This is a genomic window from Micromonospora sp. LZ34, assembly GCF_052981855.1.
This window is the reverse complement of sequence record NZ_JBRIQN010000029.1, coordinates 44,149-57,655: the sequence shown is the minus strand read 5'-3', so window position 1 is coordinate 57,655 and position 13,507 is coordinate 44,149. Positions and strand designations below refer to the sequence as shown.

Sequence of the window (13,507 nt, the reverse complement as noted above, 5' to 3'; positions counted from 1 at the left end):
GGCAGCAAGGCACTGCACGGCCGTCATCCGGCCTGCAGCCCCGGGTGTCCGTTCTCCGTGATGAAGGCGGCGTCGGTCCGGATGGGTGCCCCGGGACGGCTGACGTAGGGCATCACCTTGAACTCGGTGCGCCACAGGTCGGGCGTCAAGGAGCAGCGGACGTACCCGCGCCGGTTCTTGGCGTACTTGATGTGCGGGAGTTGGGAGGCCAGGGCATCCCTGGCCGGATCGGTGTCGGCGCCGTCACCCGAGCTGCTGATGGAGGTGCCCACGAGCTCGACGCCGACGGTGGCGGAGTTCGTGTCGTCGAAGTTCTTCTTGATCTCGCATGCGTTGTTCGCGTGCACGTCGCCGGTGAGCACCACCGGGTTGGCGATGTTCCGGTCGTGCATGAAGTCGACGATCCGGTTTCGTTGCGCCTCGTACCCGTCCCACGCGTCCATCACGTAGCGCTCCCTGCCGTCGACGGGGTCGAGGTCCAGCTGGGAGAAGAAGACCTGTTGGGCCAGGACGTTCCAGGTGGCGCCGGAGGCGGCGAGCCCGTCGAAGAGCCACCGTTCCTGCTGGGCGCCGATCATCTGCCGGTTGGGATCGCGGGTGAACTCGTCCGGCGGGGCGGTGCCGTCGTTGTAGAGCTGGTCGTCGCGGTACTGGCGGGTGTCGAGCACGCTGAACTCGGCCAGGTTGCCGTAGGTGAACCGGCGGTACAGCGGCATGTCCGGCCCGTTAGGCAGTTGCGAGAGCCGCAGCGGCATGTGCTCCCAGTAGGCGCGGAAGGCGTTCGCCCGGCGCACCAGGAACTGGTCGAAGGTCTCCTCCGGGTAGAAGGAGTACTTGGACACCCAGTTGCTGAGCACCTCGTGGTCGTCGAGGGTCACGATCCACGGGAACGCGGCGTGGGCGGCCTGCAGGTCGGGGTCGGTCTTGTACTGGGCGAACCGGATCCGGTAGTCGTCCAGCGTCTCCGTTGTGGGGGTGACGAGCGGGGAGTGGCCCCGGCCGAGGGTGCCCTGGTCGCCACCCTCGTAGATGTAGTCGCCGAGGAAGAAGACGACGTCGAGATCCTCCTGCACCATGTGCTGGTAAGCGGTGTAGTAGCCGACCACGCGGTGCTGGCACGAGGCGAAGGCGAAGTTCATCGCCGAGACCGCCGCCCCGACCGCCGGCGCGGTCTTGGTACGCCCCACCGGGGAAACGTCCGAGCCGGCCATGAACCGGTAGTAGTACTCGGCCGACGGCCGCAGACCCCGCACGTCGATGTGGACCGAATGCCCGTACTCTGCACGCGCGAAGGTGGTCCCCTGTCGTACGACGCGGCGGAACGCCTCGTCCTCGGCCACCTCCCACCGCACCGGGAACCTCGTGTCGTGCCCCATGCCGCCGAACGGCTCGAGCGGTTGCGGGGCGAGCCGGGTCCAGATCACTACCCCGTCGGGCAGCGGGTCGCCGGAGGCCACTCCGAGGGTGAACGGGTAGTCGGGGGTACGTCGGGCGGTGGCCCGCGCGGCCAGGGGCAGCCCGGCGGTCAGCGCCAGGCCCGCCGCCGCACCCGTTACCGTCAGGAACCGCCTCCGCGCCCACCGTGCCGCCAACAGGTTCTCCGCGGAGGGTCTTTCCGAGTTCGGGTCGTCGCTTCTCAAGCCCTCTCTCCCTTCCGTGCCGGTTACCCATCCCGCTCTGGCCCTTGTGGAAGGTCAACCACGCCTCGGCTCCGGCGGGAGGGCGCCAAACGCAGGTCTCCAACATACCGAAGATGTCTTCGGGATTCGGTGTCGCCAGGATGACAGGTGGCGGACACTCGTGTAAAGACCGAGCAATTTTTGGTCGGGTGCTACGAACCCGGACGGGTCGACGAGTGCTCGCGAGTGTGCGTCTGTCGCTGAGGGTGGCGCCCGACCTGCCGGTGGCGAACTGGACGGCCGGCCCGGGAGGTCAAGCTCCTGTCGGATTCGACGAGACCACGCTGGCCGCTGGCGTGCTGTTGCGAGCCGCGGCAGTCCTGGACGCGGTATCCCGCCGATCCTCGCCGGCATGCACTTCCACGACCTGCGGCACACCCACAAGACCTGGCTCATCGAACGGGGTCCACGAGATCGCCCAGGCCCGTCGCCTCGGTCACCGCTCGGCGGAGTCCGCGGCATCTACAGCCACGTCACCGAAACGATGCAGCAGCAACTCGTCGACGCGCTGCAACGCCGCTGGGAAACTACTCAGCCCGGTGGTCACACCGCAACGCTCCGACGACTCCGCGAGGTCGCTTGACCGACCCGACGCATTCGCTGCGCCTGATTTGTGCCCGCGCCTCGAGTTCCGCTGTCCGATTCCAGCGATGTGGGCAGTACCCGGGAGCTAACCGGCAACTTGCTCATAGCGACACCTGTCCTGTGTCCTCGAGCCCTCGGTGCGCTCGGCATGATGATCAGCGGACAAAAGGAGGTGCCGCGCATGGCCGAGTCGTGTGACGTCGTCGTGGTCGTGGTCGTGGTCGTGGTCGGTGGCGGTCAGGCCGGCCTGGCGGCGGGCTACTACCTGCGCCGCGCCGGACTGGACTACGTCATCCTTGACGCCCAGTCCGCGCCTGGTGGGGGGTGGCGGCACGGCTGGGACGCTCTGCGCCTGTTTTCTCCAGCCGAGTACAGCCCGCTACCGGGATGGGGCATGCCGCGGCAGGACGGCGAGGAGTTCCCCACCGCAGGGCACGTCGTTGACTACCTGCGCGCCTACGAGCAGCGCTATGACCTTCCGGTTCGCCGCCCGGTCCGGGTGCACTCGGTGCGGTCGACGGATGAACGGCTGGCGGTAGACACCAGTGCCGACACCTGGCTGGCCCGGTACGTCATCTTCTGGGAAGGATGAGGGAAGTCGGGTGTCGGCTTCGTGATTGACAACCGTGGCCTCCGCGGTCACCGTGCCACACTGGTCCTCGAATCGAGGTGGTTGCGGGGGTGCCAGCGTGTTCGGTCGTCGGCGCAAACGAAAAGAGCAGCAGCGGGAGACGGGCGGCCCGCAGGTGTCTATCAGCGCACTACCCTCCCAGACCGCCGCCCGGCAGGCCGCCGCGGGTGGATCGCCGACCGACATGAATCGGCTCGGGACGAGGCTCAAGCTCGAAGGCCGGGACGACGAGGCCGCGGAGTGGTTCCGCAAGGCCGCCGAGGCGGGAAACAATGACGCCATGGCCAACCTCGCCACCTACCTGATGGCCCGCGGTCGCAACTCCGAGGCCGCCGAGTGGTTCCGACGGGCCGGCGGCCCGCTGGGTGAGGCCCTCGCGCAGCGACTGTCGGAGTTGCCCGACGCCCCGCGGGACCGTTGAGCGGCATCCCCGACGCCTGGGGCTCGCCGCTGTTCGCCCTGTTGGCCGCGGTCTGCCAACGCGCCGAGGAGCACCACGACGCGTACGAGCGGACCGGATCGCTGCCCGACCTGCAATTCGCCATCTCCCGGTTCTCCGAGGTGCTGCAGCTGGCGCACAACGTCGACATCCGCAGCGCCGCCAGCAACGGCCTCGGGGTGGCCCGGTGGTCGCGCTACGAGCGGTTCGGTGAGCTGTCCGACCTGGAAGCCGCCGTCGGGCTGTTCCGCGACGCCCTGGCGATGTACCCGGACGAGCAGACTCCCGCCACCCCGTCCTTTCACGCCAACCTTGGCGGCGTCCTGCGACTGAGATGGCGGCGGATCGGTGCCGAGGACGATCTCGTCGAATCGGTGGCCGAGGTGCGCGCGGCGGTGGCGGCAACCCCGTCCACGAATCCGCGTCGGGCGGCGCGGCTGACTAACCTCGCCGACGGGCTGTTGACGCTGTCGGTGCGCCATGACGACTCGTCCGCTCTCGTCGAGGCGGTAGAGCTGTTCCGGCAGGCCGTGGCCGCTGCCCGCCCCGGCGACGACATCGCCGGTATGCGCTCCAACCTCGCCGAGGCGCTGCGGGTGCGCTACCGGTCCACGGGTGGCCGGGAACGGGCGCTGCTGGACCAGGCCGCGGAGCAGGCGCGGCAGGCGGTGGCGGCGGCAGCGGGTCACCCGCTACGGCCGCGATTCCAGTCCAATCTGGCGCTCGTCCTGTTCGACCGCTACGTCGCCGCTCGCCGGCCGGCAGACCTCGCGGAGGCGGCGACTCTCGCCCAGAAGGCGGTGGACGCCACCCCGGCGGGTCACCCCAACCGCGCCGAGCGGATGCTCATTCTGTCGGGCATCCGGCGGATGGAACTGACCCGCGCCTCGGGTCTACGGAGGCGGTGGGCGGCACGCCGGGTGGCCCGGCTGGCCCGCGACGCTTCGACCGCCGTGCCCGACGGGCATTACCTGCGCGCCGATGCCCTGATCAACGAGGGGACCGCCGTGGCGCTGCGGGCCGTGTCCGGCGACGCGCAGGCGTACGACGAGGCCGGCGCCATCTTCCGGCGGGTGGCGCTCGAACCGACGGCCCCGGTACGGGCCCGGGTGCGCGCCGCCTGGCAGTGGGCGGGCACGGCGTTGGCGCGTACCCAGGGCCGAGACCTCGCCGCGGCGCGGGAGGCCTTCGACCTCGCGGTCGCGCTGTTACCGCGTACGGCGCCGAGGCGGGTGACGCACGCCGACCGGGAACGACAACTGGCTGCGTTCTCCGGTCTGGCCAGGGACGCCGCCGCCTGCGCCATCGAGTCCGGCGACGCGGAGGGCGCGCTGCGGCTGCTGGAACACGGCCGAGGTGTGCTGCTGAGCCACGCGTTGGACTCGCGCACCGAGCTGACCGGGTTGCGGGAGCGGCGCCCCGACCTAGCGGAGCGGTTCGAGGCGCTGCGCACGGCACTCGACCGCCCTGAGGGCGTCGGCTTCAGCTCCTACCCGGACGATGTCGCGCTGCCCGGCGAGGACCGGCATGCGCTGACCAGGGACTGGGACCAACTGCTCGACGAGATCCGCGCCCTTCCCGGGTTCGCCAATTTCCTTCGCCCGCCCCCGGTCGACGACCTGCTCGCCGCGATCGCCGGCCGCGGCCCGGTCGTCGTGGTGAACGTCAGCGGGCTGCGTTGCGACGCACTGCTACTCGCCGACGGACGGGTCCGGGCCCTGCCGCTGCGGCTGGACTTCACCGACGTCGTCAACCGCGCCCAGCGACTCCGCTCGGCCGTCGCCCGGACCGCGCACGCTGGCCTGGCCACCTCGGTACGCGACGACGCCCGCGCGGCGGTGACCGAAGCGCTGGCATGGCTGTGGACCGCGGTGGCCGAACCGGTGCTCGACGCGCTGGAGCCGGCACCGGGCACCCGGCTGTGGTGGGTGCCGACCGGGCCGCTGACCACTTTCCCCCTGCACGCGGCGGGCCCGCCGGACGGGCCGGGCGTCCTGGACCGCGTGGTGTCGTCGTACGCGCCAACGGTGCGCAGCCTCGTCACCGCGTGGCGTACGCGCCCCGCCGGCCGGGCACCGGCGCCACTCGTGGTCGCACTGCCCACCACGCCCGGTATGCCGGACCTGCCGAACGTGGACCGGGAGACGGCTATGCTGACCAGCCGCTTCCCCAACTGCACCCTGATCGCCGGCGAGCGGGCGGTACGGCCGCGGGTGCTCGACGCCCTGCGCCGACATCCGTGGCTCCACTTCGCCGGCCACGCCATCAGCGCCGCGGACGGAGCCGCCGACGGGCATCTCGTGCTGCACGACCATACCGCCCGACCGCTCACCGTCGCGGACATCGCCCGGCTGCGCCTGGAACACGCCGAGATCGCCTATCTGTCGGCGTGCGACACCGGGGTGTCCCACGAGGACCTGGGCGACGAGGCCATGCACGTCGCGGGCGCCTGCCACATCGCCGGATTCCGGCACGTCATCGGCACCTCGTGGGCCATCAACGACGCCGTCGCTCCCACCGTGGCGGACGACTTTTACGCCCGGCTCGACACCGTGGACTCCGCCGCGCACGCCCTGCACCACGCCGCGCGCAAGCTCCGCGCCGCGTACCCGGACCGGCCCATGCTGTGGGCCCCCTACGTCCATGTGGGGCCGTGACACCATGGCCGACGTGACCGACCGCCTGAACGACTCCGACCGCGGTGCCACCGAACTCCTCCTCGGCGCGCTGGCGGGCTCCACCCTGCTTCCCTTCATCCAGGCAGTCGCGACGAAGGCGGGGGAGGACGTCTACCAACTCGTCCGCGACAAGCTCTCCCGCAAGGGTCGCCGGAACGCAAAGGCTGAGATCCGGGCGGCCGGCACGGTCACCCTCACCGCACCCGGTCCCCGCATCGTGCTGCAGGTGCCGGAACGGATCACCCCCACCATGGCGGCACGGCTGGAGAACGTACGCCTGCCGGTCGACCGCGCCGGCTGGCTCCTCGTGGCGTGGGACGAGCCGCGGGGCAGATGGTTCGTGAAGGACATCCCCGAGCCACCGCCAACCGCGAGCAGCCTGGATTCCTGAGCGGTTGCTGCACCGTCTGACCGGTGACCGCAGCCTCCCGCGAGGGGTGCGGGTCCGGCTCGGTCCCTCGTTTGACCACTGCTCCGAGTCGCCATGCCGACACCGGGACATGGATTCGGGTCCCTTGTCGGGATAGTTGCGAGCGTGGCGAGGCTGGTCGACGAGGGCGATGACCCGTACCTGTGGTTGGAGGACCTTGACGGAGCGGACGCCGCCGGGTGGGCGCGGGACTGCAACGCGGAGACTGTCGCCGCACTGACCGGCAGCGAGGCGTTCGCCGGCCTGCAGGCCGAGATCCGGCAGGTGCTCGACGCCGAGGACCGCATCCCCTGGCCGGGATGGCGCGGGGACCCGTTCTACTACAACTTCTGGAAGGACGCGACGCACCCGCGCGGGGTGTGGCGGCGGACCACCCTGGACCAGTACCGCCGGCCCGATCTCGAGTGGGACGTGCTGCTAGACGTCGACGCGCTGGCTGCCGAGGAGGGCGAGAACTGGGTCTGGCAGGACGTGACGGTGCTGCGGCCCGGTTACCAGCGCTGCCTGATCAGCCTGTGCCGAGGTGGCAGCGACGCGGTCGTGGTGCGGGAGCACGACCTGGGTCGCCGCGCCTTCGACAAAGGACGGCTCTACGCTGCCCGAGGCCAAGAGCCGTATCTGCTGGATCGACCCCGACCACATCCGGCGAACCGCAGCGCTGCCCCGGCCAGCACCGCCGCCGTGACGGCGACCAGCAGCACCCGATCCCACCGCAGCTTCTGGGCCTTCACCTGCCCTCGGCTGGCACCTGCCCTCGGCTGTGGCCCTTCCGCATGCGAGCCTCCTGTCACCACGGGTACCGACGGATGGCGGAGCCGCCGAGTGCGACCGGCGGGGCGGCTCAGCGTGCCGCGCGTGCACCCGGCTATCAGATCAGACGGAGTGTAGCGACACCGCGGTCACCTTGTACTCGGGGCATCCCGTCACTGTGTCCGCGACGTCGGATGTGAGGGCGTTGGTGGGAGTGTCAGGGAAGTTGAATGCGGTGAACAGTTGGCCGGGTGGGACCGTGTCGGTCAGGTGGACGGAGAAGGTCACGGCTGCGCGGCGGCTGGTCACCTCGACGAGGTCTCCGTCGGTGAGCCGGAGCCGGGCGGCGTCGTCCGGGTTGAGGTCGAGCACCTCGCGCGGGCGGAGCTCCAGATTGGGGGTGCGGCGGCTCATGGAGCCGCTGTTGTAGTGCTCCAGCCGGCGACCGGTGATCAGGACGTACGGGAAGGCGGCGTCGGGTTGTTCGCCCGGCGGCAGGTACGATCGCGCTGCCAGTGCTGCCCGGCCATCGGGGGTGGCGAAGGAGTCGAGGTAGAGGCTCCCCTCCCCGGGTTGGTCCGCGGCGCGGCACGGCCAGTGCAGCGGCCCGTCCCGGTCGAGCCGGGCGTGGGAGATGCCGGCGAAGGTCGGGGTCAGCGTGGCGCATTCGGCCATCGCGTCTGCCGGGGTCGGGCAGCCGAGGTCGGCGTCCATGGCCCGGGCGAGCAGGTGCAGGGTGTCGAAGTCGGGCTTGGCCTGTCCGGGTGGTGCCAGCGCGGGGCGGACCCGCTGCACCCGCCGATCGAAGTTGACAAATGTTCCGTCCTTCTCGAGGAAGGACACGGCCGGGAACACCACGTCGGCCAGTTCCGCGGTGCGGGAGAAGAACAGGTCGTGGTTGACGACGAGGTCGCAGGCGGCCAGGGCCCGGCGGACGTTGCCGCTGTCGGGGTCGGTCTGCGCGATGTCCTCGCCGATGACGTACATGGCTCGGACCCGGCCGGCGATGGCCGCCTCGAACATCTCCAGAATGCGCAGCCCGCGCCGCTCGGGCACCGTTACGCCCCAGGACCGGGCGAAGCGGGCACGGACGTCAGCGTCGGTGACGGGCTGGTAGCCGGGGAGCATGTCCGGCAGGGCGCCCATGTCCGAGGCCCCTTGGACGTTGTTCTGCCCGCGCATGGACAGCACGCCGCAGCAGCCCGGCGTGCCGACCGCGCCCTTGAGGATGGCCAGGTTCGCCAGCGTCCGGACCCCGTCGGTGCCGTGGGCGTGCTCGGTGATGCCGAGCCCGTAGACGATGGCGGGGCGTCGCGCGCTCCCGTACAGGCGAGCTGCCTTGAGGAGTTTCCCCGGCTGGATTCCGGCCAGCCGCGCCGCCTGCTCCACCGGGTAGCCGCGCAGCACCTCGGTGAGCTCCGCCAGACCGCTGGCCCGCGTACGGAGGAACTCCTGGTCGGCGTACCCCTCGTCAAGTAGCACGCGGGCGATGCCATTGAAAACGGCGACATTGGACCCGGGCCTGGCCTGCACGTGCACGTCGGCCATCTCGGCGAGGTCGATGCGTCGTGGATCGATGACAACGAGCCGGGCACCGCGTAGCACCAGCTGCTTGATCCGGGCGCCGACCACCGGATGGGACTCGGTCGGGTTCGCTCCCGCGATGAGAAGGCAGTCGGTGTGGTCGAGGTCGTCGAAGGAGTTGGTACCGCCGGCGTGGCCGAAGGAGGCGGTCAGCCCGACGGCGGACGGGGCGTGGCAGAGCCGGGAGCAGTTGTCGACGTTGTTCGTGCCGAGAACGACCCGGGCGAACTTCTGGGCCAGATAGTTCTCCTCGTTCGTCGCCCTGGCCGACGAGATCATCCCGATCGCATCCGGCCCGTGCCGCTGCCGGATCGCGGCCAGCCGGGTCGCCACGACCGTGAGCGCCTCAGCCCAGGATGCGGGCTCCAGCGGCGAGTCCCGCCCGCCGCGACGCATCAGTGGTGTGGTCAGCCGGTCGCGGGACCGGGTGAAGGCGTGCGCGAAGCGACCCTTGACGCAGGCATGGCCACGGTTGACGGGCGCGCCGTGCACGGGCGCGATCGCGGCGACCTCCTCGTCGCGTACGTGCACGCGCAGGCTGCATCCCACACCGCAGTACCCGCAGGTCGTGGTGGTCGTCCGGGCGATTGGACGTGGATCGAGCAGTCCTGGTTCGGACAGCGCACCGCTCGGGCAGCTGTCAACGCAGCCGCCGCAGGCCACGCACGGAGACGACACCCACGGACCGCCCGTGCCGGCCACCACGACGGTGTCGAAACCCCGCTCGCTCAGCGAGAGCGCGAACGTGCCCTGCACCTCGGCGCACATCTTCACGCAGCGGTTGCAGGCAATACACAGGTCCCGATCAAGCTTGACGTACGGGTGCGAGTGGTCCACCCCCCGCGTTCGGATGGCCCCGTCGAACCGGCTCCCAGTCACGCCGAAGTGCTGGCAGGCGCGGACCAGCTCGCTGCGGTCTGCGGGCACGTCGAGCGCCCGGGCCGGCAGTTGGGAGACGAGCAGTTCGAGCGCGAGCTGCGCCGACCGACGGGCGGCCGGGTCGTCCGTACGCACCACCATGCCGTGGGTGGCCGGTGTCATGCACGCCGGCACCGCCCGGCCTTTCACGCCGACCAGGCACACCCGGCAGGACCCCTGAGGAGAGAGCCGCTCGTCGTAGCAGAGGGTCGGCACCACTGCCCCGGCTGCCCTGACGGCATCCAGCACGCTGGCCGCATCGGCTACCTCAACGGTGAGGCCGTCGACGGACAACCGCTTCATCTACTCGCCCGTCCGGCGCAGCTCGTCGGCATAGACGTGCAGCAGGCTGCGGACTGCACAGGACACTCCGCGTCCGAAGGCGCACAGGCTCGCCACCGTCAGGACCTCGAGCAGCGGTTCATGGGCGGCCAGCGCCGCCTCGGCCAGGGCGGAATCCTGGACCCGTTCGGCGAGTTCGAGGCCACGACGGGCCCCCACCCGGCATGGCGTACAGGCCCCGCAGCTCTCCGCCGCCCCGAACGCCCATGCGTGCCGCAGGATCGCGGCGGCAGGCATCGTCGCATCCACTGCGACCAGACTGCCGTGTCCCAACGCGACGCCCGCCTGCGCAAGCGGCCGGGACAGCAGCGGAAGATCCAGTTGATCAGGGGCGAGGAATCCGCCGAGCGGACCGCCGACCTGCACCGCCCGCAGCGTGTACGGCTCGCGCAGCCCGCCACCGAGATCCTCGACCAGATGGCGCAGCGGCACACCGTACTCGACCTCATACACCCCAGGGCGACAGAAGAGCTGGCTCAGGCAGACCAGCTTGGTGCCCGGCTCGTCCGGGTGCCCGAGCCTGGCGTACGCCGCCCCGCCGTGCCGGACGATCCACGGTACGGCCGACAGCGTCTCCACGTTGTTGACCGCAGTCGGCCGGCCAAGGTAACCGTGGCTGGTGGGGTAAGGGGGGCGGGCCCGGGCGTCGGCCCGCAAGCCAGCCAGGGCGTGCAGCAACGCCGTCTCCTCGCCGGCGACGTAGGAGCCGGCACCCCGCACGACCTCCACGTCGAAGTCGACGTCCGAGCCGTGTACCCGCCTACCCAGGTGACCGCTCTCCCGGGCCTGCGCCACCGCCGTCCGCAACCGCGCAAAGGCCATCGGGTACTCCGACCGGACGAGGATCAGTCCGCGCCTCGCGCCTACCGCAAAGGCAGCCAGCGCCAGGCCCTCCAGGATCCGGTGCGGATCGCTCTCCATGAGCAGGCGATCACAATAGGAGCCGGGATCGCCTTCGTCGCCGTTGGCCACCACGTACCGCGGTCCAGGCTCCCGCGCGGTCGCGGACCACTTCTTCGCCACCGGGAACCCCGCCCCACCCCGCCCCCGCAGGCCCGACTCGGCAACCTCGGCCATGACCCGATCGGGTGAACCGGAAGCTACGATGCCCGGCCACACCTCCCACGGCTGCTCACCGCCGACCAACCCAGCCAGCACGACCGGACGATCGACCGCGCTCACGTACGGGATCCGGGCCGCCCGCATCTTCAACGGCTCGGCCCAACGCGGCCTAGTCTGCCGCTCGGCGGCGTGCGGATCGCCGAACAACCCGCCGAGCAGCTCACCACTGCCTGGTTCCTCCCCGTCGAGCACGGCGGGGGAGTCGTAGCAATACCCGAGACACCGCACGCCCTGCAGCGACACCGACCCGTCAGCAGCGCATTCACCCAGACGCACGCCCAGCACGCGCTCAAGACGCCCGATGTGCCGGCCCTGGGTGCTCACGAAACACGAGGTCCCCTCGCAAACCCGAACATGCCGCCGGCCCCGGCGCCCCTGGGCAAAGTCGGCGTAGTAGGACGCCGACCCCGTCACGGCGGCCACCGGCCAGCCGAACTGGCCAGCGATCCGCTCCAGGTCCTCGACGTCGAGACGCCCGTCCTCGGACTGCGCTCGCCGAAGCCGGCTGAGCATCAGCGTCCCCGGCCTGTCCAGGCGCTCCTGCAACTCGACGAACGCCTCGCGCGGCTCACCCACCGCACCTACCCCCGAACAACGCTGACTTTCCCCCGGCAGCAACCATACGGCCATGCAGGTCCACCTCGCGGCTAATCGTTCGCCTTCCCCTCGCCGTCAGCGTGAAGCAGAAGGAGCCGCGACGGCCCTCGGAAGCATCGTGCGTCGCTACTGGCCAACGGTGCTCCCGTCACCGAGGTAGACGCCGACCCACCTCCAAACCGCGTCGATGGCCCTCGCAGGTAATCCGGCCCGACCAGCTTCCCGCAGGGCGCCGAAACGGCGACGGGTCTCGGCGTACGGGTCAACGTGCCCAACTCGCCAGGCGGTACACGTGGCGGGGGCTCGACCTGTGGGAGGCCGCGCAGCGGTCCGCTGCGCTCGATCGATGCAAGCCGGCGCAAAACGGCGAGGGTGAGTAGCCGTGGTTGCTCCGGCCCGCTGAAGCCGGCCAATTACCGGGTCTGGTTTGGCGCCCACACGTACACCCAAGGCGGGCCCGGACCGGCCACCGATTCGAGCTCGTACACACCGTCGACATCAGCGTCGAGCAGCTCTTCGCCGTACTCCACCCACAGCCAGTTGTGGTCGATGGTCTCGGGCGGCAGCCCGGTCTCGTCGACCGGCACCAGAAGGTTCCGGCCGTCAACCGAACCCCCGACGCACGGCGCGTCGACCCGGTCCCACATCCCCCGATCATCAGCCGCCGGCCGCTCGGAGCGTCGGGGACGAGCCCGCTAAGCGCTGCCGGCGGCTACCGCGGAGGTGTCGACGACCTGCTCGGTGGGGAGGCGCGGGGTGTGTGGTGGCCCCGCGTGCGCCGGGTCCGCGATCCCCAATCGCAGCGCCAGGTACGGGAAGCCGAGGCCGGCCAGCAGCCGGCGCAGGGTCTGCCGGGTGCCGTCCACCTCCACCACGCCGCTCAGCGGCACCGCGGAGACCCCGAGCCGGGTGGCGGTCAGCCAGGCAGCGGAGAGTCCCTCGCCGGCGCGCAGCCAGCTGTCCGGCTCGTCCTCGTCGCCGAAGAGGATGGCGTACCGCGCGGCACGGTCGTGCCCGGGTCCGACCTGCAGGGTGCCGGGACGGCCGAAGTCCCGGGCCGGCACGGTGGTCTGCGGGGCCTGCTCGGGCAGCACCTCGGGGGGCAGCCCGGCACCGGTGCCGGCCCGACTCGTCCAGTACTCCAGCTCCTCGCGCTGCTGCGAGTCCTCCGCCGCGACCGTGGCGGCCCGCGAGGCCGCGGCGGCCAGCTCCATCACCTGATCCGAGTTGAGGACCTGGAGCCGCGCACCCTCCGCGCCGGCCGCCTTGGCGATCTCGTCGAGGGCCGCGTCCGGCACCGGCTCGTCGCTCACCGGCCGCCGGTCGGTGTGCCGGAACTGCAGGCACTGCACGAGGCCCACCGCGTCCGGATCCGCCCCGGCGTGCCGGAACCCGGCGAGCCGGGCGAGCAGCTCCGGTTGGTCCGGGTCGGGCAGCCGCTCCACCAGCGCGGTCCAGCCCCCGGCAGCCAGCGCCACGCGAGCGTGGTGCAGCGCCGCGCCGCAGCTCAACGTCAGCAGCTGGCCCTCCGGATCGGTGGCGGCGAGCCGCGGGTCCCGCACCATCCGCAGTTCCAGCGCGTCGGGCAGGACCTTCCAGCGCCACGGCTGGGCGTTGTGCACCGAGGGAGCGCGACCGGCCGTCGCGGCGGCCTCCGTGAGCGCGCGGGTCAGTGGCCCGTCCGAAGCCGGCGTCTCGTGGCTCATCGTCACGACCTTTCCGTTTCCCCCATCGTGCCCCACCCCGGGGCGC

General features: G+C 71.2%; 10 protein-coding genes. 5 read left to right on the top strand and 5 right to left on the bottom strand.

Features of this window, described 5'->3' with window-relative positions; genetic code table 11:
- Positions 1 to 23 precede the first annotated feature (23 nt).
- Positions 24 to 1,640 (bottom strand): alkaline phosphatase D family protein, encoded by a 1,617-nt coding sequence (locus ACVCAH_RS25925; RefSeq protein ID WP_447138819.1) that lies wholly within the window; start codon positions 1,638 to 1,640, stop codon positions 24 to 26.
- Between the two features lie 805 nt (positions 1,641 to 2,445).
- Between ACVCAH_RS25925 and ACVCAH_RS25920 the strand changes: the two genes are divergently transcribed.
- The 5 genes from ACVCAH_RS25920 to ACVCAH_RS25900 all read left to right on the top strand — a co-directional run bounded on the left by ACVCAH_RS25920 (position 2,446) and on the right by ACVCAH_RS25900 (position 7,330).
- Positions 2,446 to 2,856, top strand: coding sequence for an FAD-dependent oxidoreductase (locus ACVCAH_RS25920; RefSeq protein WP_447138818.1), 411 nt, complete (start codon positions 2,446 to 2,448; stop codon positions 2,854 to 2,856).
- 223 nt (positions 2,857 to 3,079) lie between these two features.
- Positions 3,080 to 3,316, top strand: coding sequence for a tetratricopeptide repeat protein (locus tag ACVCAH_RS25915; RefSeq protein WP_447138817.1), 237 nt, complete (start codon positions 3,080 to 3,082; stop codon positions 3,314 to 3,316).
- Positions 3,313 to 5,991: a CHAT domain-containing protein gene (locus ACVCAH_RS25910; protein WP_447138816.1), complete on the top strand. Its 2,679-nt coding sequence runs from the start codon at positions 3,313 to 3,315 to the stop codon at positions 5,989 to 5,991. Before ACVCAH_RS25915 ends, ACVCAH_RS25910 begins: the two co-directional genes overlap by 4 nt.
- A gap of 13 nt (positions 5,992 to 6,004) precedes the next feature.
- Positions 6,005 to 6,403 (top strand): hypothetical protein, encoded by a 399-nt coding sequence (locus ACVCAH_RS25905; RefSeq protein WP_447138815.1) that lies wholly within the window; start codon positions 6,005 to 6,007, stop codon positions 6,401 to 6,403.
- Positions 6,404 to 6,547: 144 nt separating this feature from the next.
- Positions 6,548 to 7,330, top strand: a complete 783-nt coding sequence (locus ACVCAH_RS25900; protein WP_447138814.1) for a hypothetical protein — start codon at positions 6,548 to 6,550, stop codon at positions 7,328 to 7,330.
- On the opposite strand, the gene fdhF is transcribed toward ACVCAH_RS25900, so the two are convergent.
- From fdhF to ACVCAH_RS25880, 4 genes are all read right to left on the bottom strand, one after another.
- Positions 7,316 to 9,997: a formate dehydrogenase subunit alpha gene (gene fdhF, locus ACVCAH_RS25895; protein WP_447138813.1), complete on the bottom strand. Its 2,682-nt coding sequence runs from the start codon at positions 9,995 to 9,997 to the stop codon at positions 7,316 to 7,318. The two genes, ACVCAH_RS25900 and fdhF, sit on opposite strands and share 15 nt — an antisense overlap.
- On the bottom strand, positions 9,998 to 11,788 hold the full coding sequence (locus ACVCAH_RS25890; protein ID WP_447138812.1) for an NAD(P)H-dependent oxidoreductase subunit E: 1,791 nt from the start codon (positions 11,786 to 11,788) through the stop codon (positions 9,998 to 10,000).
- A 380-nt stretch (positions 11,789 to 12,168) separates the two neighbouring features.
- The gene (locus ACVCAH_RS25885; RefSeq protein ID WP_447138811.1) at positions 12,169 to 12,402 is read right to left on the bottom strand and encodes a hypothetical protein; all 234 of its coding nucleotides are present in this window, start codon (positions 12,400 to 12,402) and stop codon (positions 12,169 to 12,171) included.
- A 48-nt stretch (positions 12,403 to 12,450) separates the two neighbouring features.
- Positions 12,451 to 13,461, bottom strand: a complete 1,011-nt coding sequence (locus ACVCAH_RS25880) for an Acg family FMN-binding oxidoreductase (RefSeq protein ID WP_447138810.1) — start codon at positions 13,459 to 13,461, stop codon at positions 12,451 to 12,453.
- Positions 13,462 to 13,507 lie beyond the last annotated feature (46 nt).